The organism is Pseudonocardia sp. Ae505_Ps2, from assembly GCF_001932425.1.
GTDB lineage: Bacteria > Actinomycetota > Actinomycetes > Mycobacteriales > Pseudonocardiaceae > Pseudonocardia.
The window spans coordinates 51,189-72,494 of the sequence record NZ_MCIP01000001.1 but is presented as its reverse complement, the minus strand read 5'-3'; the positions used below and the strand labels follow the sequence as shown (position 1 = coordinate 72,494).

Below are 21,306 nucleotides of genomic sequence, written 5' to 3'. Positions count from 1 at the left end.
TCTAAGGTGTCAGCATGTCGCGTAGTGGGAGGACCGAGCGGTGACCGGGCCCACCGGCAGCCCGATCCTGATCGTCGACGACCACGAGCTGGTGGGGTCCGCCCTCGCCCTCAACCTGCGCGCCGAGGGTGAGGACGCGACGTTCCTCCCGGTCCGCTCCGCGGCGGCCGTGCTCGAGCACACCCGGCGGGTCACGCCCGGGCTGATCGTGCTCGACCTCGACCTGGGGCGTGATCCGGAGGGCAACCGCATCGACGGGGTCCGGCTCGTCGGCCCCCTGTGCGAGGCGGGCTGGCGGGTGGTGGTGCTGTCGGGCAGCTCCGACGCCGGCCGGGTCGGCGCCGCCCTGGACGCGGGCGGGTTCGTGTTCGTGCCGAAGAACGCGCCGTTCCCGGCGCTGCTCAGCGCCATCCGCGAGGCCCACGCCGGGCGCTCGATCATGCCGCCGGGCCGCCGCGAGCAGTTCATCCGGCTGCACCGCGACCGGGAGCACGAGCGCCGCGACCTGCACGAGAAGCTGGGCAGGCTCACCCAGCGCGAGCGCGAGGTCCTCGCCCTGCTGGCGGGGGGCAAGCGGGCGCAGTCGGTGGCCGACCACTTCGTCGTCTCGCTGGCGACGGTCCGGACACAGATCCGCGCGGTGCTGACCAAGCTGGAGGTCGGCTCCCAGCTGGAGGCCGTCGCGTTGTACCGCAAGGCCGCCGGAATCTGACCCGTTCGGCCCTCGGCGCCGCCGCCGGGGGCCACCGAGAATGACGAGTCCTATCATCGCGTTCTCAACCAGTCCGGCGACATCTGCAGAGCGGAGACGACGTGGCGTCCGGTGTCGTCGGCGAGGTCCTGGGGCCGCCGCGGCGGGCCCGGTTCCTGGCAGGTCACCTGACCGACGTGCTGGTCGTCGCGGTGATGACCGTCGTCGTGGTGGCCGTGAGCCGCCCCGCGGTCGTCGACGGCCGGGTCGACCTCTCCGACGCGACGGCGGTGCTCACCCTCGTCGCTGCCGCGGTCGGGTCAGCGGCGGCGATCGTCGCGCTGGTGACGGGCCGGCTGTCCGGTGACCCCCGTCCGTCGTGGTTCGGGGCCGCCCTCCTGCTCTACGGCGTGGTGCTCCTTCCGCTGTCCGCGCTGGTCCTGCCCCAGTACCCGGCGGGCACCCCGCGGCTGGCCGTGCTGACCATGTTCGTGATCAGCCTGTGCATCCTGGTCGCCGGGCTCCGGCCGCCGCCGGTCCTCGGGGCCTGGGGTGGCTGGGCGCTGGCCGCGGTCGGTCTCGTCGTCGGCGGGGTCGTCGCGTTGCAGACGGAGAGTCCGTTCACCCGGATGCTGGCGACCTCGCCGCTGTACTCGGTCGTGGTGCAGAGCGGCTGGGCCCTGGTCGCGGTGCTGTTCCTGCTCGACGGCTACCGGCGCCCGAGCCGGGTCCGGGCCCGCATGGGGCTCGGCCTGCTGATCATCGCGGTGTCGCAGCTGTACCGGGCGATCGTGCCCGGCCAGGAGCCGATGGCCGGCCTGGTCTACCCGTCGCTGCGGGTGCTCGGGATGGGCGTCGTGCTCGCCGCGCTGCTGACCATGGCGCTGCGCACGGTGACCCGGATGCAGGACGACTACGACCAGCTCCAGGACACCCTCGGCGAGGCCTCGGCGCTGCTCGAACGGGCCACCGGCCAGACCGCCGAGCGCGACCACGAGCTGCGCAACGGGCTGGCAGGTCTGGCCGGAGCGGCGCAGCTGCTGACCACCCGCCCCGGCGGCGAGGACCCCCAGGTCGACCGGATGCGGGAGGCGGTGCTCGCCGAGCTGAACCGGCTGCGCCAGATGCTGCAGACCCCGGTCGCCGTCGACGACGCCGCGGCCGACCCGACGACCGGCCGGAGCGACGCCGCCCTGCTCGACTTCGGCCCGGCGTACGCCCCGGTCGCCTCCCCGCCGGGGGCGGACACCGGCGGCGAGCACGACGTCGGGGCGGCCCTGCGCACCCTGGTGGACCTGCGCGACGGCCGCTCCATCACCCTCGACACCCAGGACGACCTGCCCCCGGTCGCGGCGCCCGAGTCGCTGACCCGCCAGGTCGTGACGAACCTGCTGGCCAACTGCGACCGGCACGCGCCCCGGACCCCGGTGGTGGTGCGGGCCCGGCTCGCCGACGAGCCGGGGCTGGTGGCCGTCGAGGTCCGCGACCACGGCCCCGGCCTGCCCGGCGGGCAGGAGCAGCTCGAGATCGTCCGCGGGCGGCACGACGAGGCCGCCGGCGGCTCCGGGCTCGGGCTGCACATCAGCGCCCAGCTGGCTCAGGAGCACGGCGGCAACCTGGTGCTCCGTACGGTGCACGCACCCCGCGGCTGTCTCGCCGTACTCACACTTCCGGTGGCCCGCTGATCAGGTGATGCCGTGTCCGTGAGCTGCCGATCCGTCCACGGAAGGTCTATTCGTCGCTCCGAGCCATTCCCACGCGCCCCACGCGATCTCATACTGGTGACGCAGCGGCACGGTGCGATGACGCAATGGTCGTCCGCGCTGCCGTTCGCCGGCACGAAGGAGGTCACATGGCGCACGAGAACGACGGCACCGACCGCGGGACCCCCGCCGCCCCCACGGCCGCGGTCCTGACACCGCCGACGGGCCTGCAGCCCGTCCCGGCGCTGCCCCGGCCGCGCACCCCGTCCGAGCCCCGGACCCCGGCAGGTCCGCCGGCGCCCGCCGTACCGCAGGTGGGACTGTGCACCTGTGGCCACCCGGAGGAGGTGCACGAGCACTACCGCCCGGGCACCGACTGCGGCAGCTGCGGGCCGCGTGTCTGCGCGGGCTTCCGCTCCGCCGACGAACCGGCGCCGGCCAACCCCCTGAGGCGGTGGCTGCGCCGCCGCTGACCACACCCCGACACACGAACGGCGCCCCGGAAGCACGTGCTTCCGGGGCGCCGTTCGTGTGGGTCAGGGCTGCTGGACCGCGGTGGTCCGCTCCGGGTCCGGAGTGGCCTGACCGTCGAACTCGCGGGCGGCCAGCGCGCGCACGATCCCGGCGCGCCCCTCGGACACGAGCCGGCGCAGCGCCGCCGGCTTCGACTCGTCGGCGAGCCAGGCGTCCGCCGCCGCGACGGTCGGCTCCGCGACCGCCCAGGACGGGAACAGCCCGACGACGACGTTCTGCGCGAGCTCCGAGGTCCGGCGGGCCCACACGCCGTCGATCTCGTCGAAGTAGCGCCGCACGTAGCCGTCGAGCAGGCCGGGGTTCACCGTGGACAGCGCGGGGTGGGAGAACCCGGAGATCGCCGACTCGTTGATCGCGTTCGGGAGGGAGTCGTCGTGCACGGCGCGCTGCCACGCCCGCTCCTTGGCCTCCGCGGTCGGGATCAGCGCGCGGGCCCGCTCGGCCTGCCGCGCCCCGGTGGAGGTGGCGTCGCACTCGGCCTCCTCGGCGATCTCGGTCTCGCCGGCCTTCCCGTGCGCGACGAGTGCGTGCAGCAGCCGCCAGCGCAGGTCGGCGTCGACGGTCAGGCCCTTCGGCACGTCGATGTCGAGCAGCCAGCCCTTCATCCGGTCCAGGGTGTTCTCCGGCAGCACCGACGCGGTCAGCGCGTTGACCACCGCCAGCTGGACGTCGGACCCGGGCGGGGCGGTGTCCAGGCGGAACCGCAGCGCGTCGGTCAGCAGCGGCCAGCCGCGGCCGTGCGCCCACTCCGGGGTGCAGTACGACGCCGTCGCGGTCTGGGCCTGCAGCAGGAGCCGCTGCACGACGCCGATCTCGGACTCGGTGTCGAACCCGCCGGCGACCAGGGTGACGAAGTCGCGGGCCTTCAGCTCGGCCTCGCGGGTCATCTCCCACGCGGAGGACCAGCACAGCGTGCGCGGCAGCGAGTCGGCGATGTCGCCGATGCGGTCCACCAGGGTCGCGAGCGAGCCCGGGTCCAGGCGCAGCGCGCAGTAGGTGAGGTCGTCGTCGTTGACCAGGACGAGCTTGCCGCGGGGCACCCCGACCAGGTCCGGGACGGGCGTGCGCTCGCCGGAGACGTCGAGCTCGACGCGGTGGGTGCGGACGAGCTTGCCGGTCTCCGGGTCGTCGTCGTAGACGCCGACGGCGATCCGGTGCGTGCGCAGCTCGCCGGCGCCCGGCCGGGCCCCGCCCTGCACGACGTCGAAGGAGGTGAACCTGCCGGCGTCGTCGATCTGGAACGACGGGCGCAGCAGGTTCAGGCCAGTGGTGCGCAGCCACTGCGCGCCCCAGTCCGACAGGTCCCGACCCGACGCCTTCTCCAGCGAGCCCAGCAGGTCGTCGAAGGTGGCGTTGCCCCAGGCGTGGGCGGCGAAGTAGTCGCGCAGCCCGGCGAGGAACGGTTCCAGCCCGACGTAGGCGACGAGCTGCTTGAGGACCGACGCGCCCTTGGCGTAGGTGATGCCGTCGAAGTTCACCTCGACGGCCTGCAGGTCCGGGATGTCCGCGGCGATCGGGTGCGTCGAAGGCAGCTGGTCCTGCCGGTAGGCCCACGACTTCTCGAGGTTCGCGAACGTCGTCCAGGCGCCGGTGTACTCGGTCGCCTCGGCCTGGCACAGCACGCTCGCCCAGGTCGCGAAGGACTCGTTGAGCCACAGGTCGTCCCACCAGCGCATGGTCACGAGGTCGCCGAACCACATGTGCGCCATCTCGTGCAGGATCGTCTCGGCGCGGCGCTCGTAGAGCGTGCGGGTCACCCGCGACCGGAAGACGTAGTCCTCCAGGAACGTGATCGCACCGGCGTTCTCCATCGCGCCCGCGTTGAACTCGGGGACGAACAGCTGGTCGTACTTGCCGAACGGGTAGGTCACGCGGAAGTTGCGGTGGTAGAAGTCGAAGCCCTGGCGGGTCTCGGTGAAGATCCGCTCGTGGTCCATGTGCGGGGCCAGCGAGGCACGGCAGTAGATGCCCAGCGGGATCTCGGCGTGCTCGTCGCGGTAGGTGTCGTGCCAGCTCGCGTACGGACCCGCGATCAGCGCCACCAGGTAGGTGGAGAGGATCTCGGTCCGTTCGAAGCGGTGGACCCCGCCCTCGACGGTCGCCGGCGCGTTGGAGATGACCTTCCAGTCCTCCGGCGCGGTCACGGTGAGGGTGTAGCGGGCCTTGAGGTCGGGCTGGTCGAAGCAGGGGAACAGCCGCTTGCAGTCGGCCGTCTCGAACTGCGAGTACAGGTAGACGGCCTGGTCGACCGGGTCGACGAAGCGGTGCAGGCCCTCGCCGGTGTTGGTGTAGAGGCCGGTCGCGACGATCGTCAGCTCGTTGTCGGCGGCCAGATCGGGCAGCGCGAGGCCGTCCTCCTCGGTCCAGCCCGAGACGTCGAGGTCGGCGCCGTTCAGGGTGGCCGAGGTGATGCCGTCGCCGACCCACTCGATCCAGGTGCTCCCGCCGGGCTCGGTGGCGGTGAAGCGCACCGTCGTGGTCACCGCGAACGTCCGCTCGGAGGGGGCTCCGGCGCCGTCGGTCAGGTCGATCGTGACGTCGTAGGTCGACACGTCGAGCAGCGCGGCGCGCTCCTCGGCCTGGGTACGGGTGAGGTTGGGCGGGGTCACGTAGGTCCTCTCCGGGGAGTGGTGTCGTCCGGCATCCAATCACGGTGGGCGCGGCGCGGTCCGAGGAATCGGGGGCGCGTGGCGTGCGTTGTGCCGTACATGACGACTGCTGCTGCTGACGGCAAGGCCCGCATCGACATCTGGTTCGACCCGCTGTGTCCCTGGGCGTGGCTGACCTCCCGCTGGGTGCTGGAGGTGGAGAAGGTCCGTGACGTCGACGTCACCTGGCACGTGATGAGCCTGGCCGTGCTGAACGAGGGCCGTGACCTGCCCGAGCAGTACGTGGAGATGATGAAGAAGGCGTGGGGCCCGGTGCGGGTGTGCATCGCCGCCGCCGAGCAGCACGGCACCGAGGTGCTCGCGCCGCTCTACACCGCCCTCGGTGAGCGGATCCACAACCAGCAGAACAAGGACTTCGACGACGTCGTCGCCGGCGCGCTCAAGGAGGTCGGCCTGCCGGAGTCGCTGGCCGAGGCCGCGCACTCCACCGAGTGGGACGAGAAGCTGCGCGCCAGCCACCACGAGGGCATGGACCCGGTGGGTCTCGACGTCGGCACCCCGACGATCCACGTCGACGGCGTGGCGTTCTTCGGGCCGGTCATCTCCCGGGTCCCGAAGGGGGAGGACGCCGGCCGCCTGTTCGACGGCGCCCGGCTGCTGGCCGAGAACCCGCACTTCTTCGAGCTCAAGCGCACCCGCACCGAGGACCCGTCCTTCGACTACTGACCGGCTCCGGCGGGTGATCGCCGCGGCCGAGGGGACCGGTGCCGGATCCGGCACCGATCCGCTCACCGCCGGTGATCTCCGACGACGGCTGCTCGCGATCGCGAACGGGATGGCCCGTTCGGCCGTGGCGGGCCCCGCGGGGGCGCACAGTGCTCGGCCGTGGACACCTGGTTCTCGCGGCGGACGACGTCGGTGCTCGGGGCGGTGGCGCTGGTCGCCGGGACGCTCGCGGGCGGGCAGATCGCCGTCGGTGCGGTGCTGGAGCGTGGGGCACTCGCCGACGCGGTGCCCCGCACGTCGCTGAGCCCGTATTCCGACGGCGCGTTCACCGTGCGGGCGGCGGCGGTGGACAGCCGGGTCGACATCGCCGGGGCCGAGGACGGCTCCTACGTGCTCGGCCACACCCCGGCGGGCAGCGACGTCGTCCTCGACCTCGACCTGCTCTCCGGCGACACCGCGCGCCCGTGGTGGGTGCAGCCCGCGACCGGGACGACCCTGGAGCTGGCCCAGCTGTCGAGCTCGGGGATCGCCCGGTTCCCGGTGCCGCAGGGCACGGGCGGGAGCGCCGACTGGGTGCTGGTGGTCGACGACGTCGCCGCCGGGTACGGCGCCCCCGACGCCGACGCCATCGCGCGGGCGGTGGGGGAGCGGGTGCGCGCCGCGGTGGCGGAGGCGGGGTCCGGTGCGGATCCGGACCGCGCCGGCTCCGGGTCCGGTCGCGACGACTCCGGTGGAGACAAGCCCAGTGGAGACAAGCCCGGCGGCGACAAGACCGGCGGCGACGACAAGTCCGGCGGCGAGAAGTCCGGCGGCGACGGCTCCGGCGGGAATGAGGCCAGCGGAGCGAAGGACAGCGGGACCGAGGACAGCGGGACCGAGGACAGCGGGGCCGAGGGCGGTGGAGGCGACAGCGGGACCCCGGCACCCCGAGCCCCGGCACCCCGGGCCCCGGCCCCGGAGCGGGAGGAGAAGAAGGAACCGACGCCGTCGTCGTCGGCGAAGGCGGCCGACGGCACCTGGGACCGGTTGGCGCAGTGCGAGTCCTCCGGCGACTGGGCCATCTCGACCGGGAACGGCTACCACGGTGGTCTCCAGTTCGACAAGGGCACCTGGAGCGACTTCGGCGGCACGAAGTACGCCCCCACCGCCGACGGTGCGACCAAGGAGCAGCAGATCGAGATCGCGACCAAGGTCCGCGACGCCCGCGGTGGTTACGGATCGTGGCCGGCGTGTGCCAACAAACTGGGCCTTCCGAGGTGATCGGGCGTCCTGTGGTGTGGCGTACGGTTACTGGCTGCGGGACCGGTGGACGCGTAGGGTCCGTGGTCCCTCTCCCGGTCGTCCGCAGCACCTGCCCTGCCGACGGCGGCCCGGCCTCGATTCCCTACCCTTGGACCTCATGAGTTCGCCCACCCCCGACACGCCCCGGATCGGGAACCGCTACCGGCTCGACGAGCGGATCGGTGCCGGTGCGATGGGTGCCGTGTGGCGGGGGACGGACGAGCTGCTGAACCGGACGGTGGCGGTCAAGGAGCTGCTCGCGGCGGCGCTGCCGTCCGACGAGCAGCTGGAGGAGTCCCGCCAGCGGATCCTGCGTGAGGGCCGGATCGGTGCCCGCCTGCAGCACGCGCACGTGATCAGTATGTTCGACGTCGTCGTCCACGACGACCGTCCGTGGCTGGTCATGGAGTACCTGCCGTCGCGCTCGCTGGCCGCGGTCCTCGCCGAGAAGGGCCCGATCCCGCCGCGGGAGGCCGCCGCGATCGGCCGTCAGGTCGCCGACGGGCTGGCCGCCGCGCACACCGCCGGTGTCGTGCACCGTGACATCAAGCCGGGCAACGTCCTGATCGCCGAGGACGGCCGGGCCAAGATCACCGACTTCGGTGTGTCCCGCGCCGTCGACGACGTGCAGCTCACCCGCACCGGCGTCATCGCCGGCACGCCGGCGTTCCTCGCCCCCGAGGTCGCCCGCGGCCAGGAGCCGACGGCCGCCTCGGACATCTTCGCGCTCGGCGCGATGCTCTACGCCTCGGTCGAGGGCGAGCCGCCGTTCGGCCTCGACGACAACGCCTACGCCCTGCTCCACAAGGTCGCCACCGGCGCGATCACCCCGCCGCGGGAGGCGGGCCCGCTGACCGCGCTGCTGATGCGCCTGCTCGCCAACGACCCCGCCGAGCGGCCCAGCGCCGCCCAGGCCCGCGACGCGCTCGCCCGGATCGCCGCGGGCCAGTCCGTCGCCGGTCTCGCGACGCCGTCGACGGCGTCCGCGGTGATGGACACCGGTGACGCCGTGGCCGCGCCGCACGGGCTCGCCGCGCAGGGCGGCGGGACGGTCGTCGACGCCCCGGCCGTCCCCGCGCCGCAGGTCATCCCCGGTCCCGGGGGGCGCGGTGCCCGCCGGAAGGGTGCCCCCCGTTCCCGGGACGGGCGGGGCCGTCGCACCCCGGTCGTGCTGGGTGCGCTGGCCGTGCTGCTCGTCGTCGGCGGCGGTGTCGCGTTCGGCATCTACTCGACCAACCAGCAGCAGGGCACCCCGCCGGTGATCGCCGCCCCGCCGACGAGCGGGTCGCCGTCGCCGAGCGCGACCCCGACGACCACGCCCGCGCCGACCACCTCCGCGACGCCGACGCCCACGCCGACCACCGGCACCGGGCAGGTGCAGGACCCGGTCTCGTTCGTGCAGAACTACTACCGGATGCTGCCCGACGACATCGACGGCGCGTTCGCGATGCTCAGCCCGCAGGCACAGGCCCAGAGCCAGGGCATCCAGGGCTTCCGGTCCTTCTACAGCACCGTGCGCAACGTCTACGCCGAGAACCTGCGCAACGCCGGCCCGAACACGGTCACCGCGACCGTCGTGTTCATGCGCAACGACGGCACGACGACCCGGGAGAACTACCGGTTCGTCGTCGGCACCAACAGCGAGGGCCAGGAGATCCTGCAGTCGTTCAGCACGGCCTGACCCGCTCGGCCGGGCCGGGGCGCCCGTTCAGCCACGGGCCGTCGTCGCGGTCACGAAGTCCACGATCCGGGCGTTCGCCGCGGCCCGGGTGTGCCGGTCGTGCACCTCGTGGCCCTCGTCCGGGATGCGCAGCAACTCCACCGGGGCGCCGCGCCCGGCCAGCGCCGCGTGGATCGCGAGCGCCTGCGAGAGCGGGACGTTCGTGTCGTGCTCGCCGTGCACGACCAGCAGCGGCACGGCGATCCGGTCCGCCGTCCGCAGCGGGGACAGCTCCTCCAGCAACGCGCGGTCCCGGTCCGGGTTCCCGTACTCGGTCGTCGCGGGACCGCTGATCCAGGGCTCGGAGTCGGCGAAGAAGGCGGCCATGTCGGACATGCCGCACACGTCGACGCCGGCCGCGAACAGCTCCGGGAACCGGGTCAGCGCGGCGAGGGTGAGGAACCCGCCGTAGGACCGGCCGCCGACGACGATCCGGCGCGGGTCGACGTCGGGCACCCCGGCCAGGAGCCGGGTCGCGGCCCGCACGTCGGCGATCGACTCCGGCCGCAGCGGGCCGTCGTCGAGCCGGGCGAAGGCCCGCCCCCGCCCGGAGGAGCCGCGCACGTTCGGCGTGAGCACGGTGACCCCGGCGGCGACCAGCGCGTGCAGCAGGGGCGCCCAGCCGGGCCGCTCCTCGGACTCGGGGCCGCCGTGCAGCCAGACGAACCCCACCCCCGTCGGCGACGACGGCCGGTGCAGCCACCCGGCCAGCCGCAGCCCGTCCTCGGCGGGGAAGCCGACCGCCTCCGGGCGCGGGGGCCGGGGCGTCACCGGGGTCCCGCCGAGCAGCGGTGTGGCCGGGCGGGCGTCGAGCGGCAGCCGCACCACGTACGGCGGCACCCCCGGGGAGTGGCCCGCGACCAGCAGCGACACGCCGTCGCGGGCGAAGGTCACCCCGGTGACGACGTCGCACGGCGCGGGCAGTCGCTCCGGTCTCCCGCCGCGCAGGTCGGCGATCTCGACCTGGCTGCGCCCGCCGACGTTCCACACCAGCGCGGCCCGCGGGCCGCCCGGGTCCAGTGCCACGACCTCCAGGTCGGCGCCGGGCCGGACGGCGACCGGGCGCGCGGGGGACAGGCGGTGCTCGGCCGTGGGGCCGAGTGCGACGGCGAGCAGCGCGGCGTGCTCGCGGTCGGCGTCGGTGTGCACCCACAGCGTGCCGGGGGCGGAGCCGAAGCGGGCGGCGGCGGTCAGCGCACCGCCGGGCCCGCCGATCACCCGGTCCCGGGTGCCGCGGTGCAGGTCGACCAGCTCCAGGGCGCGCTCCCCACGACGCCCGGTGCGCAGCACGACCCGGCGGCCGTCCGCCGACACCGCCTGGACGACGGCCGCCTGCCCGGACCCGAGGACGGTGGAGGAGCCGTCACGCACGTCGACCAGGCAGGCGGTGCCGTCGCCCGGCTCGCTGCCGCGCGGTGTCGCGTCGGACAGCACGGTGACGCCGAGCGACCGTCCGGTCGGGGCCCAGGACCCCAGCACGACGGCGGTGGCGTGCGTCGCGATCCCGACGGCCGGACCGCCGTCGGGGTCGAGCAGCGCCACCCGGGTGCGGTCGCCGCCGCACGGGGCGACCTGCACCGCGATCCGGCTGCCGTCGGGGGACCAGGACAGCGCCGTCACGTCGGCGTACGGGCCGGGCGCCGACAGCACCCGTGCCTCGTCCGGGTCGATGGGCCCGTCCGGCGGCAGCGTCGCGACGTGCACCCGTGGGCGCCCGGTGCGGTCGGAGATCCAGGCGATGCGGGTGCCGTCCGGGGACACCGCGGGGGAGTGGTGTCCGGGTGCGGCCCCGGCGCCGTCACGGTCGGGGACGGTCTGGGTGATCTGCCCGGTCTGCCCGGCCTCCACCGATCACACCCCCCGGTTCTGCCCTCGTGTCCTGCGGTTCCGCCTGGCCGGACGTCGAAACTACCCGGTGGGTCCGCGCCGGGTTCCACCTCACGTGCGCCGGGCCGCTCGTGCAAGACCCACAGCGTTTCGGGGTGATGACGACCACTACGGCGAACGAGGGATTCGTTCGTAGGTAAAACGAACAAACTCTGGACCGGGACGGGCCCCGGGAGCATGCTCGCCGGAGCCGGACCCCCACCTCCAGGAGCAGACGATGGCCGTCCCCGCCCCGACCCCCGCCGACAAGTTCTCCTTCGGACTGTGGACCGTCGGCTGGACCGCAGCCGACCCGTTCGGCTCGCCCACCCGCCCCGAGCTCGACGTGGTCGAGGCCGTCGAGGAGCTCGCCGCGCGCGGCGCGTGGGGCCTCACGTTCCACGACGACGACCTGTTCGGCTTCGCGCCGGACCCGGCCCACCGGGACCGGCAGATCGCACGCCTGCGGAAGGCGTGCGAGGCGACGGGCATGACCGTCCCGATGATCACCACCAACCTGTTCTCGCACCCGGTGTTCAAGGACGGCGGGTTCACCTCCAACGACCGCACCGTGCGGCGGCTCGCGCTGCGCAAGGTGCTGCACAACGTCGAGCTGGCCGCCGAGCTCGGTGCCCGCACCTTCGTCCTCTGGGGTGGACGGGAGGGCTCGGAGTACGACTCCGCGAAGGACGTCCGCGCCGCCCTGGACCGCTACCGAGAGGCCATGGACCTGCTCTGCGGGTACGTCCTGGAGCAGGGCCACGACATCCGGTTCGCGATCGAGCCCAAGCCGAACGAGCCCCGCGGCGACATCCTGCTGCCCACCGTCGGGCACGCCCTGGCCTTCGTCGAGCGGCTCGCCCACCCCGAGCTCGTCGGGGTCAACCCCGAGGTCGGGCACGAGCAGATGGCCGGGCTCAACATGGCCCACGGCGTCGCCCAGGCGTTATGGGCCGGGAAGCTGTTCCACATCGACCTGAACGGCCAGCGCGGCATCAAGTACGACCAGGACCTGGTGTTCGGCCACGGTGACCTGCTCAACGCCTTCGCGCTGGTCGACCTGCTCGAGACCGCGGGCTACGACGGCCCCCGCCACTTCGACTACAAGCCCTCGCGCACCGAGGACCGCCGTGGCGTGTGGGACTCCGCCGAGGCGAACATGCGGACCTACCTGCTGCTGCGTGAGCGGGCGGCCGCGTTCCGGGCCGACCCCGAGGTCGTCGCCGCGCTCGCCGAGGCCGGGGTGCCCGCGCTGTCCGAGCCGACGCTGGGGGCCGGGGAGACCGCGGCCGACCTGCTCGCCGACCCGGCGCTGGACACCGTCGACCCGGACGCGCTCGGCCGTCGCGGGTACGGCTTCGTCCGGCTGCACCAGCTCGTGGTGGAGCACCTCGCCGGAGCACGATGACCTCCGTGCCCGACCGACCGGCTCCCCGTGCCCAGTCCCTGCCCGCGCGTCCCCCGACGGTGCGCCGGCACAACCTCGGGCTGCTGCTGGGAGTCCTGCGGACGGCCCCGTCGTCGCGGGCCTCGCTCGCCGCGGCGACCGGGCTGACCCGCGGGACCGTCGCGGGGCTGCTGGACCCGCTGGTCGCCGCGGGGGTGCTCGCGGAGGGGGAGCCGGACCGGAGCGGGGTCGGGCGGCCCGGGACGCCGCTGGCGTTCGCCGGCACCGGGCCCGTCGTGCTGGCCGTGTCGGTCGAGGTCGACGGCGTCGACGCGCTGGTCACCGGCCTGGACGGGCAGGTGGTGCGTCGGTCGCGCCGGCGCCGGGACCACCGCGGCCTCGATCCGGACGCGGTGTTCGGGTGGGCCGCTCGGACCGTGGCGACCCTGGCCGCGCGCACCGGACGCCCGGTGGCCGGGGCCGGGATCGCCGTCCCCGGACCGGTGCACGGCTCCGACGGCGCGGCGGTGCTGCTGCGGGCCCCGAACCTGCCCCTGCTCGACGGCTGCCGCCCCGCCGAGCACACCGACGCGCTCGGCGGGGTGCCGCTGCTCGTCGGCAACGAGGCCTCGCTCGGCGCGCTCGCGCACCTGGGCCAGGCCGACGACTTCGTCTACGTCTCCGCCGACGTCGGGATCGGCGGCGGGATCGTCGTCGACGGGCGGGTGCTGCCCGGTGCCCGCGGCGTCGCCGGGGAGATCGGGCACGTCGTGATCGAGCGCGACGGGCGGCGCTGCGGCTGCGGCGGCACCGGCTGCGTCGAGGTCTACGCGGGCCTGCCCGCCCTGCTCGGCGACGCGGGCGTCGCCGACGTCGCCGCGCTGCGGACCGCCGCCCGCGCGGGGGACCCGGCCGCGACGGAGGCGCTGGCCCGGGCCGGCACCGCGCTCGGGACGGCGCTGACGTCGGTGCTCCACGTCGTCGACGTCGGCACCGTCGTCCTCGGCGGCAGCTACGCGGAGCTGGGCACCTGGCTGGCCCCCGCGGTGCGGGCGGAGCTGGTGCGGCGCGGTGTCGCGACCGGGCCGGACGTCGCGGTGGTCGTGTCCCCGCACGGCCGCGCGGCCACCGTCACCGGTACCGCCCGCGCCGTCGCCGACCGGGTGCTGGGCGAGCCGGACCTGCTGCTCGCCGGCTGAGCCGGCCTCAGGCCAGCACCCAGGTGTCCTTCGCCCCGCCGCCGCGCGAGGAGTTCACGATCATCCCGCCGGGCGGGGCGACCCGCGACAGCGCCGCGGGCAGCACGTCGACCTCGGGCACTCCGCCGGCACCGGGGGACTGCACCGCGAAGACCCGCAGGTCGACGGACTGGGGCTGCAGGGCACCGTCGGTGAACGTGGGGTGGGTGGAGATCCCGACGAGGTCCTGGGCGACCCAGCCGGCCGGGGTGGCCCGGATCGCCTCGGCCACCCGGTCCAGCTCGGCCCGATCGGCGTACGGGCCGATCACGATCCCGGCGCCGCCGTAGCCGTCGACGGGTTTGAGCACCAGCTGGTCGAGCCGGTCCAGGACCTGCTCACGGGCCGCCGGGTCGACGCAGGGCAGCGTCGGCACCGAGGCCAGCACGGGCTTCTCGCCGAGGTAGTAGCGGATCATCTCCGGCACGTAGGCGTAGACCAGCTTGTCGTCGGCGACGCCGTTGCCGGGCGCGTTGCGCAGCGCGACCCGTCCACGGGCCATCGCCGCCCACAGCGCACGACCGAGCGGCCGGTGGTCGGCGCCGCGGGCGGTGGCGAGCTCGTTCTCGTCCATCCGACGGTAGAGGGTGGTGATCCGGCGCCGCCGCCCGCCGCCGACGAGGAACACCGCGCCGTCGGTGACCTGCAGCCGCGCCGGGGTCACCAGCGGGACGTCCATCGCCTCGGCGAGCAGCTGGTGCTCGAAGAACGCCGGGTCCACCTCGCCCGCGGTCAGCAGCGCTGCCTCCCCGTCGGGCCCGTCGGGGTCGCCCGCCGCGAGCGCGGCGCGCAGCCGTTCCGGCACGTCGTCGAGGTGGCGGACCTCCGACGGCGACTCGAGGTCGGGCAGCACGCTGCGGATCAGCCGCCGGCTCATCATCGAGAACCCGATGCCCGACGGGACCCGCAGGTTGTCCTCCAGCACGACCCAGCCGTCGGCGTCGTCGCGGACCAGGTCGATGCCGCCGACGGCGATCCGGACGGCGTCCGGGGGCACCAGCGCGCCGGAGCGGGTGCGACCGGGGGCCTGCTCGACCACCGACCCCGGGACGACCCGGTCCCGCACGATCTCGCGGCGGCCGTAGACGTCGCGGACGAAGCACTCGAGCGCCCGGATCCGCTGCTCCAGCCCGGACGCCAGGTGCGCCCAGTCCTGGGCCTCGATGATCCGTGGCACCAGGTCCAGCGGGAACAGCCGCTCGCCGTCGTCGCCGGGCTCGACGCCGGGCACCGGGAAGGTCACCCCGCGGGCGCGCTGCTCGGTGCGCAGGGCGGCTTCCGCCGCGGCCAGGCCGCGCGGGCCGAGCCGCTCCAGGGACCGGAACAGCCAGCCGTAGCCGGGCCGGACGGCGCCGGTCGCGTCGACGGCCTCGTCGTAGCGGGGCGGGACGTAGCCGTGCAGCAGCTCCGGCGCGGACGGCACGGTCTCCGCGGGGGCCGACGGCGGCCGCTCGCCGTGCGTGCGTGCCAGCAGGTCGTCGACGACGTCGGCCAGCGAGCCGCGACGCCCGAAGGCCCGCCGCTGCGCCGCCGCGCCCGACCTGCGGGCCAGGACGCCCTCGGCGAGCTCGGCGACCTGGTCGTGGTCGCCGACCTCCTCCAGCCACGGCCGCAGCTCCTCGACCAGCCCGCGCAGCTGCATCGACGGGGAGCTCAGCGTCGGGGGACCGCCGGGGGCCCGGCCGATGTCGACGAGGTCGCCCTCCAGCCCGGACCGTGCGGCCCGCCACCCGGCCGCGCGCAGCAGTTCGTACCGGGCGCGGGGCAGCGGCCTGCCCGCCTCGGTGTCGGCGCGGGCGCGGGCGACCAGGGCACGGAACAGTCCCGCGACCAGCACGACGTCGTCGACGTCGGGGCAGGCGTCGCACAGTCGCAGCTCGACGGTCGGCAGGTGCGCGCTGGGGCGGACGTCGAAGTAGAGCATCCCGGCGTCGCTGATCGTCCCGGACGCGATGAGCTCGTCGATCATCGCGTCGTACTCGGCGGCGGTGGTGACGTCACCGGGTGGTCCCGCGGTGGGCCAGCGCTGCCAGATCATGCTGCGGTAGCTGGCGTAGCCGGTGTCGTGGCCGCGCCAGTACGGCGAGCTGGCGGTGATCGCGAGCAGGGTCGGCAGCGCGGGCGCGACCCGGCGCGAGACCTGCACGGCGGTGTCGCGGTCGGGGACGTCGACGTGCACCTGCACCCCGCAGATGTGCTGCTCGCGCACCAGCATCTGGTACTCGTGCTGCATCCGCTCGTAGCGGGCGCCGGCCGAGATGTCGTCGCCGGACAGGTCGACCAGCGGCACCGTCCCGGCCGCGACGACACCCAGCCCCAGCGGCTCGGCGGCCTCGCGCAGCCGGTTGCGCAGGCGTCGCACGTGGGCGCGCAGCTCGTCCAGCGACGGGGTCGCGGGCGAGTTGGTCTCGACCAGCGACCGTTGCAGCTCGGGGAAGAACTCCGCCCCGTCCAGGTGCTCCAGCAACCGTTCCGCGTCGGGCGCGGCCCGGCGGTCGGCCAGGCCGACCACGTGGAACTCCTCCTCGACCCCCACCAGCGGCACGTTCCCCACGGCCGGTGACGCTAGGTGGCTCCTGTTACGTCCGTGTGTCCCGCGGCGATCACGCCCGACACTGCGTCGGCCGCTGGGCCGGACGGCGGTACCGAATCGTCTGTCCGGACCAGTTTCCACTGGGTGTTTTCGCTAGCGTGTCCGGATCCGCCGACCCCACGGAGCCGCCATGACCGCCGGCCGCCGCGCGCGGGCCCTGGTCGCCCTGGTCCAGGTGCTCGGGCTCGCCGTGTGGTTCTCCGCGTCCGCGGTGCTGCCCGAGCTGCGCGCCGAGTGGAACCTGTCCGCGACGGCCGGGGTCTGGCTGACGACGTCGGTGCAGCTCGGGTTCGCCGCCGGCGCGGTGGTCTCGGCGGTGCTGACCCTCGCCGACCGGGTCCCGCCGCAGCGGTTGCTCGCGGCCGGCGCGGCCGCGGCCGCGGCGTGCACGCTGCTGCTCGCCGCCGTCGTCGACGGGCCGGTGGCGGCGCTGGTGCTGCGGACGCTGACCGGGGTGTGTCTCGCGCTCGTCTACCCGGTCGGCATGAAGATCATGACGTCCTGGTCGGATCGGTCGCGCCGGGCCCGCGACCTCGGCGTGCTGGTCGGCGCGCTGACCGTCGGGTCGGCGCTGCCGCACCTGATCGGTGGGCTGCCCGGGCTGCCGTGGCGCGGGGTGCTCGCCGGCGCCGCGCTGTGCGGGCTCGCGGCGGCCGCGCTGGCCCACTGGTGCCTGCGTCCCGGACCGGCGCTCGCCCCGGCCCCGCCCCCGGACACCGGCTACGCGCTGCGGCTGCTCCGGGAGCCCGGCCCGCGGCTGGTCGTGCTCGGCTACCTCGGGCACATGTGGGAGCTGTACGCGCTCTGGACCTGGCTGGGCGCCGCACTCGCCGGTGGCGACCCCGGCCCGTCGGAGCACCTGCTGGTGTTCGTGGCGGCCGGTCTGGGCGGCGCCGCCGGCTGCGTGCTGGGCGGCCGCGCCGCGGACCGCTACGGACGCGTCCCGGTGATCGCGACGGCGCTGCTGGTCAGCGGCGTCTGCTGCCTGGTGTCCCCCCTCGTGATCGGCGCGGCGCCCCTGCTGGTGAGTGCGTTCTGTGTGCTGTGGGGCACGGCCGCCGTCGCCGACTCCGCGGTCCTGACGACGGCGACGATCGAGATCGCCGACCCCCGCTACACCGGCACCGCCCTGACCGTGCAGACCGCGCTGGGGTTCCTGCTCACCGTCGCCGGGATCGCGACGGTCCCGGTGGTCGCGGCCGCGGTCGGATGGCAGGCGGCGCTCGTGGTGCTCGCCGTCGGCCCGGCGCTGGGACTGCCCGCGGTGCTCGGACTGCGCCGGCACCTGCCCGCCGCGCCGGCTCCTTCGGTCACCCCCTCGGCCGGCCCCGCCGCGGGCCTTCCGATGGGCCTGCCGACGGTCGAGCTCCCCCGGATCGCGACGGACGACCACCCGACCGCGCCGCTGCCCCGGGTGGTGGCCGGGCCGCCGACCGTGGAGCTGTACCGCCTGCGCCGGGCGGCGGGCGTGGAACCCGACCCGTCCGGTGTCGCCGGCCGAGTCGCGCGCGTGCTGTCCGACCGGTCCCGGGGCGCCGCCCCACCGGCTGCTGTCCAGCCGGTCGCTCCCCAGCCGAACGCAGCCCAGCCGAACGCAGCCCAGCCGGTCGCTCCCCGGCTCGACGGCGTCCCGCCCGACACGGCCCCGTCGGCCGCCCGCCGATCGAGGTGGGGCACCAGTGCGGCTCCGCGACGGCGGGACCGACCGGGCGAGTGACCCCGGAGCATCGGCAGGCAGGCCGCGGCGGCCACCGGGATCGCGGCGCCGGGGCGGAGCCCGCAACGGACCGCACCCGGCCGGTCGTGCAGGGATTCGCTTACCCGGTAAGCGAATCCACTCGAGGGGCGCCGTCACCCGAGGTCGGCGACCCCGAGCGGTGACGACCTGCACCATCGCTCCCGGCTCCCGGCTCCCGGCTCCCGGCTCCCGGCTCCCGGCTCCCGGCTCCCGGCTCCCGGCTCCCGGCACCGCCCGGCTCTCGGCACCGCCCGGCTCCCGCGGCGTGATCGGCAGACCCTTGTTCTGCGAATTCGCTTACCCGGTAAGCGAATTCGCAGAGGGGACATCCGGAACCGCGGCACCGGAACCCCCGGCCGCCCGGGCGATCCGCCGCAGGTCCGTGTGCTGCGCTGCCGCCTCGTCGGGCGTCATCGGGTCGCCGTGCCCGGGCACGAACACCCGGGTGGCGACGGCCGAGGGTGCCGTGCCGACGTCGAGCAGCAGCCCCACGGCGGCCGCCCAGTCCCGGGGGTAGGCGTCCGGCCCGAACGACGGCGGCGCTCCGTTCTCCAGCAGGTCCCCGGCGAAGAGCACGCCCGCGTCGGGGACGTGCACCGCCAGGTCGTGTCCGGTGTGGGCGGGGCCGGGATACACGAGCTGCACGACGCGTCCGCCCAGGTCGACCGGGTGCACCGAGCCGGCGCGGGGACAGACGGGGCGGTCGGGGAGCACCGGGACAGTGGCGGCGAGCGCGTCGGCCGTCGCGGCGGCGGTCGAGCCGCCTGTGCCCCCGGTGTCTCCGGAGTCGCGGTAGTGCCGGACCCAGTGGGCGCGCTGCGCGGCGGCCGTCGCCAGGAGCGCGCCGGCGCAGCCGGCCTGGGCGTACACCGGGGCGCCGGGGAACGCGGCGGTGCCGAAGCAGTGGTCGAAGTGTGCGTGGGTGAGGGCCACGACGACCGGCAGTGCGGTCACCGCACGCACCGCGGCGGCGAGCTCGGCGCCCTGGGCAGTGTCGCCGCGGGTGTCGATCACCAGCGCCGCGGAGGTGCCGAGCACGAGGCCGGTGGTCAGGTCCAGCTCGTCGTGCCGGCGAGCGAGCACACCGTCGGCGAGCTCCACCCAGCGCCCGTCCGCCCGCTGCCCGTCCGCCCGCTGCCCGTCCATCCGGTGATCCTCGCGCTCAGACCGCGATCGCGGCGGACCGGCCCAGGGCGTCGGTTCCCGGGCCGAGCACCTCAGCGGTCCCACGGGCCACCCGCTCGGCCGTCCAGGCACAGGCCAGGGCGTCGAGGACGTCGTCGAGCCGGGCGGCGGTGGGCAGGTCACCGAGCGACGCGGCGGAGGGGACCCACCCCGACAGCGCCGCGACCCGCTGGCCCGCCCCGCGCGCGGTCTTCTTCGACGCGAACGCCACCGCCGGTGCCATCGTGCGGAACGACAGCTCCGGGTGCGTCTCGACCACCGACGACGGCAGCCGCACCCGCTGGAACTCCCGGATCTTGTCGACGATGTGCCAGGTCTGGAGGCTGATCTTCTTCCCCGTGACGGCCTGGGCGGCGGCACAGGCCTCCTCGTAGGTCTGCGCGTCGAGCACCGGAGCGGGCGGGGTGGGGAACAGCGAGGACCGCGCCCGGCCCAGCCGCGCCGACGCGAGGACCTCGGCCTCGCGCCGCTGCGCACCGGCCGGGACCGACAACGGGATGTCGACCCCCACGGCGTCGCACCCGGCCGTCGCGGCCAGCACCGACGCCGCGTCGGGGACCACCGTCCACCTCACCTCACGTGCTGCTCCGCTGCCGGAGAGCACGCACACCACCCAGCCACCCGGGACCCCGTCCACGCCGCCGATCCGCATGGGGGAGGATCGTGCCCCGTGCGCGTCTACCTGGGCAGTGACCACGCCGGTTTCGAGGTCAAGGGCAAGCTCGTCGAGTACCTGACCGAGAAGGGGATCGAGGCGATCGACGTCGGGGCGCCGACCTACGACGCCCTCGACGACTACCCCGCGTGGTGCATCGAGACCGCGCGGCGCGTGGTCGAGGACCCGACGTCCCTCGGCATCGTGCTCGGCGGATCCGGCAACGGCGAGCAGATCGCCGCCAACAAGGTGCAGGGCATCCGCGCCGCGCTGGCGTGGAACGAGGCCACCGCCACCCTCGCCCGCGAGCACAACGACGCCCAGATCATCGGCATCGGCGCGCGGCAGCACTCGTTCACCGAGGTCGTCGCGATCGTCGACGCCTTCATCGCCACCCCGTTCTCCGGCGACGCGCGCCACCAGCGCCGCATCGACCAGGTCCTCGACTACGAGCGGACCGGGAAGATCGAGCTCCCCGCGTCCTGATCCCGAGTCCTGACCCGGAGCCGAGATGCCCGAGGGACACACGCTGCATCGGCTGGCCCGGCTGCACCGGAAGCTGTTCGTCCGCCGGCCGGTCGGCGTCTCCAGCCCGCAGGGCCGCTTCGCCGCCTCCGCGGCACTGCTCGACGGCGAGGTGATGACCGGCGCCGAGGCGCACGGCAAGCACCTGTTCCACCGCTACGGCCGCGACCGCGTCGTGCACGTCCACCTCGGGCTGTACGGCACGTTCGTCGAACAGCCGCTGCCCGCGCCGGAACCGGTCGGGCAGCTGCGGATGCGGCTGGTGGGGCAGACCCACTACGCCGACCTGCGCGGCCCGACCGCCTGCGAGCTCCTCACCTCGGCCGAGGCCCGCGCGCTGCGGGCCCGGCTGGGTGCGGACCCGCTGCGTCCCGACGCCGACCCGGACACGGTCTGGGCCCGGATCTCGGCCTCGCGCAGCCCGCTCGCGACGTTGCTGATGGACCAGAAGGTGCTCGCCGGCGTCGGGAACGTCTACCGCGCCGAGGTCCTGTTCCGGCACGGCCTGGACCCGCAGCTCCCGGGCCGGGCGCTGGACCGGGGGACGTGGGACGCGATGTGGGCCGACCTGGTCGTGCTCATGCGTGACGGCGTGCGGACCGGCCGCATCGACACCGTCCGCCCCGAGCACGACCCGCGCCGCCGCGGAGAGCCCGGGCGCACGGACCGGCACGGCGGGGAGGTCTACGTCTACCGCCGCGCCGGGATGGACTGCCTCGTCTGCGGGACGCCGGTGCGGCACGCCGAGCACCAGAACCGCAACCTGTTCTGGTGCCCGCGCTGCCAACCGGCAGCCGTCTAGGGAGGCGGCCTAGGGTGGCGGCCGTGGTGGAGCAGAAGCCGATCGAGTGCTGG

16 protein-coding genes are annotated in these 21,306 nt (G+C 75.0%); 11 read left to right on the top strand and 5 right to left on the bottom strand.

Translation table 11 applies throughout. The features are described from left to right. The first annotated feature begins 40 nt into the window (after positions 1 to 40). The 3 genes from Ae505Ps2_RS00320 to Ae505Ps2_RS00310 all read left to right on the top strand — a co-directional run bounded on the left by Ae505Ps2_RS00320 (position 41) and on the right by Ae505Ps2_RS00310 (position 2,867). Positions 41 to 712, top strand: coding sequence for a response regulator transcription factor (locus tag Ae505Ps2_RS00320; RefSeq protein WP_020626929.1), 672 nt, complete (start codon positions 41 to 43; stop codon positions 710 to 712). A gap of 101 nt (positions 713 to 813) precedes the next feature. Next, positions 814 to 2,376, top strand: a complete 1,563-nt coding sequence (locus Ae505Ps2_RS00315) for a HAMP domain-containing sensor histidine kinase (RefSeq protein WP_075553315.1) — start codon at positions 814 to 816, stop codon at positions 2,374 to 2,376. A 167-nt stretch (positions 2,377 to 2,543) separates the two neighbouring features. Continuing rightward, positions 2,544 to 2,867 carry a hypothetical protein gene (locus Ae505Ps2_RS00310; RefSeq protein ID WP_075310761.1) on the top strand — a complete coding sequence of 108 codons (324 nt, stop codon included), beginning with the start codon at positions 2,544 to 2,546 and terminating at the stop codon, positions 2,865 to 2,867. A 63-nt stretch (positions 2,868 to 2,930) separates the two neighbouring features. Here the strand turns inward: Ae505Ps2_RS00310 and pepN are convergent, their stop codons facing one another. Next, positions 2,931 to 5,537: an aminopeptidase N gene (pepN, locus tag Ae505Ps2_RS00305; protein WP_075553314.1), complete on the bottom strand. Its 2,607-nt coding sequence runs from the start codon at positions 5,535 to 5,537 to the stop codon at positions 2,931 to 2,933. Positions 5,538 to 5,636: 99 nt separating this feature from the next. Here pepN and Ae505Ps2_RS00300 point away from each other — a divergent pair, with 99 nt between their 5' ends. The 3 genes from Ae505Ps2_RS00300 (at position 5,637) to Ae505Ps2_RS00285 (ending at position 9,225) form a co-directional block, all read left to right on the top strand. Then, entirely contained in the window at positions 5,637 to 6,263 is a 627-nt protein-coding gene (locus tag Ae505Ps2_RS00300; protein WP_043281316.1) for a DsbA family protein, read from the top strand. 159 nt (positions 6,264 to 6,422) lie between these two features. Continuing rightward, positions 6,423 to 7,523, top strand: coding sequence for a transglycosylase family protein (locus Ae505Ps2_RS30085; RefSeq protein ID WP_170917001.1), 1,101 nt, complete (start codon positions 6,423 to 6,425; stop codon positions 7,521 to 7,523). A gap of 139 nt (positions 7,524 to 7,662) precedes the next feature. Continuing rightward, positions 7,663 to 9,225 (top strand): serine/threonine-protein kinase, encoded by a 1,563-nt coding sequence (locus Ae505Ps2_RS00285; RefSeq protein WP_075310766.1) that lies wholly within the window; start codon positions 7,663 to 7,665, stop codon positions 9,223 to 9,225. Between the two features lie 27 nt (positions 9,226 to 9,252). On the opposite strand, the gene Ae505Ps2_RS00280 is transcribed toward Ae505Ps2_RS00285, so the two are convergent. Further along, entirely contained in the window at positions 9,253 to 11,112 is a 1,860-nt protein-coding gene (locus tag Ae505Ps2_RS00280) for a prolyl oligopeptidase family serine peptidase (RefSeq protein WP_075553313.1), read from the bottom strand. 256 nt (positions 11,113 to 11,368) lie between these two features. Here Ae505Ps2_RS00280 and xylA point away from each other — a divergent pair, with 256 nt between their 5' ends. Both xylA and Ae505Ps2_RS00270 read left to right on the top strand, forming a co-directional pair. Then, complete coding sequence (gene xylA, locus Ae505Ps2_RS00275) at positions 11,369 to 12,538, top strand: xylose isomerase (protein WP_075310770.1); 1,170 nt, start codon at positions 11,369 to 11,371, stop codon at positions 12,536 to 12,538. 5 nt (positions 12,539 to 12,543) lie between these two features. Next, on the top strand, positions 12,544 to 13,716 hold the full coding sequence (locus Ae505Ps2_RS00270; RefSeq protein ID WP_170917000.1) for an ROK family protein: 1,173 nt from the start codon (positions 12,544 to 12,546) through the stop codon (positions 13,714 to 13,716). Positions 13,717 to 13,723: 7 nt separating this feature from the next. Here the strand turns inward: Ae505Ps2_RS00270 and Ae505Ps2_RS00265 are convergent, their stop codons facing one another. After that, a complete protein-coding gene (locus tag Ae505Ps2_RS00265; protein WP_075553311.1) occupies positions 13,724 to 16,309 on the bottom strand; it encodes a carboxylate--amine ligase/circularly permuted type 2 ATP-grasp protein in 2,586 nt (861 codons plus the stop codon). 169 nt (positions 16,310 to 16,478) lie between these two features. On the opposite strand from Ae505Ps2_RS00265, the gene Ae505Ps2_RS00260 reads away from it, so the two are divergent. Then, positions 16,479 to 18,065: an MFS transporter gene (locus tag Ae505Ps2_RS00260; RefSeq protein ID WP_075553310.1), complete on the top strand. Its 1,587-nt coding sequence runs from the start codon at positions 16,479 to 16,481 to the stop codon at positions 18,063 to 18,065. 318 nt (positions 18,066 to 18,383) lie between these two features. On the opposite strand, the gene Ae505Ps2_RS00255 is transcribed toward Ae505Ps2_RS00260, so the two are convergent. Together Ae505Ps2_RS00255 and Ae505Ps2_RS00250 are read right to left on the bottom strand one after the other, a co-directional pair. Continuing rightward, entirely contained in the window at positions 18,384 to 19,232 is an 849-nt protein-coding gene (locus tag Ae505Ps2_RS00255) for an MBL fold metallo-hydrolase (protein WP_075553309.1), read from the bottom strand. A gap of 16 nt (positions 19,233 to 19,248) precedes the next feature. Continuing rightward, positions 19,249 to 19,923 (bottom strand): DUF429 domain-containing protein, encoded by a 675-nt coding sequence (locus Ae505Ps2_RS00250; protein ID WP_075310780.1) that lies wholly within the window; start codon positions 19,921 to 19,923, stop codon positions 19,249 to 19,251. Between the two features lie 18 nt (positions 19,924 to 19,941). Between Ae505Ps2_RS00250 and Ae505Ps2_RS00245 the strand changes: the two genes are divergently transcribed. Next, a complete protein-coding gene (locus Ae505Ps2_RS00245) occupies positions 19,942 to 20,412 on the top strand; it encodes a ribose-5-phosphate isomerase (protein WP_020626091.1) in 471 nt (156 codons plus the stop codon). A gap of 25 nt (positions 20,413 to 20,437) precedes the next feature. Continuing rightward, positions 20,438 to 21,253 carry a DNA-formamidopyrimidine glycosylase family protein gene (locus tag Ae505Ps2_RS00240; protein ID WP_020626092.1) on the top strand — a complete coding sequence of 272 codons (816 nt, stop codon included), beginning with the start codon at positions 20,438 to 20,440 and terminating at the stop codon, positions 21,251 to 21,253. Positions 21,254 to 21,306: the final 53 nt, after the last annotated feature.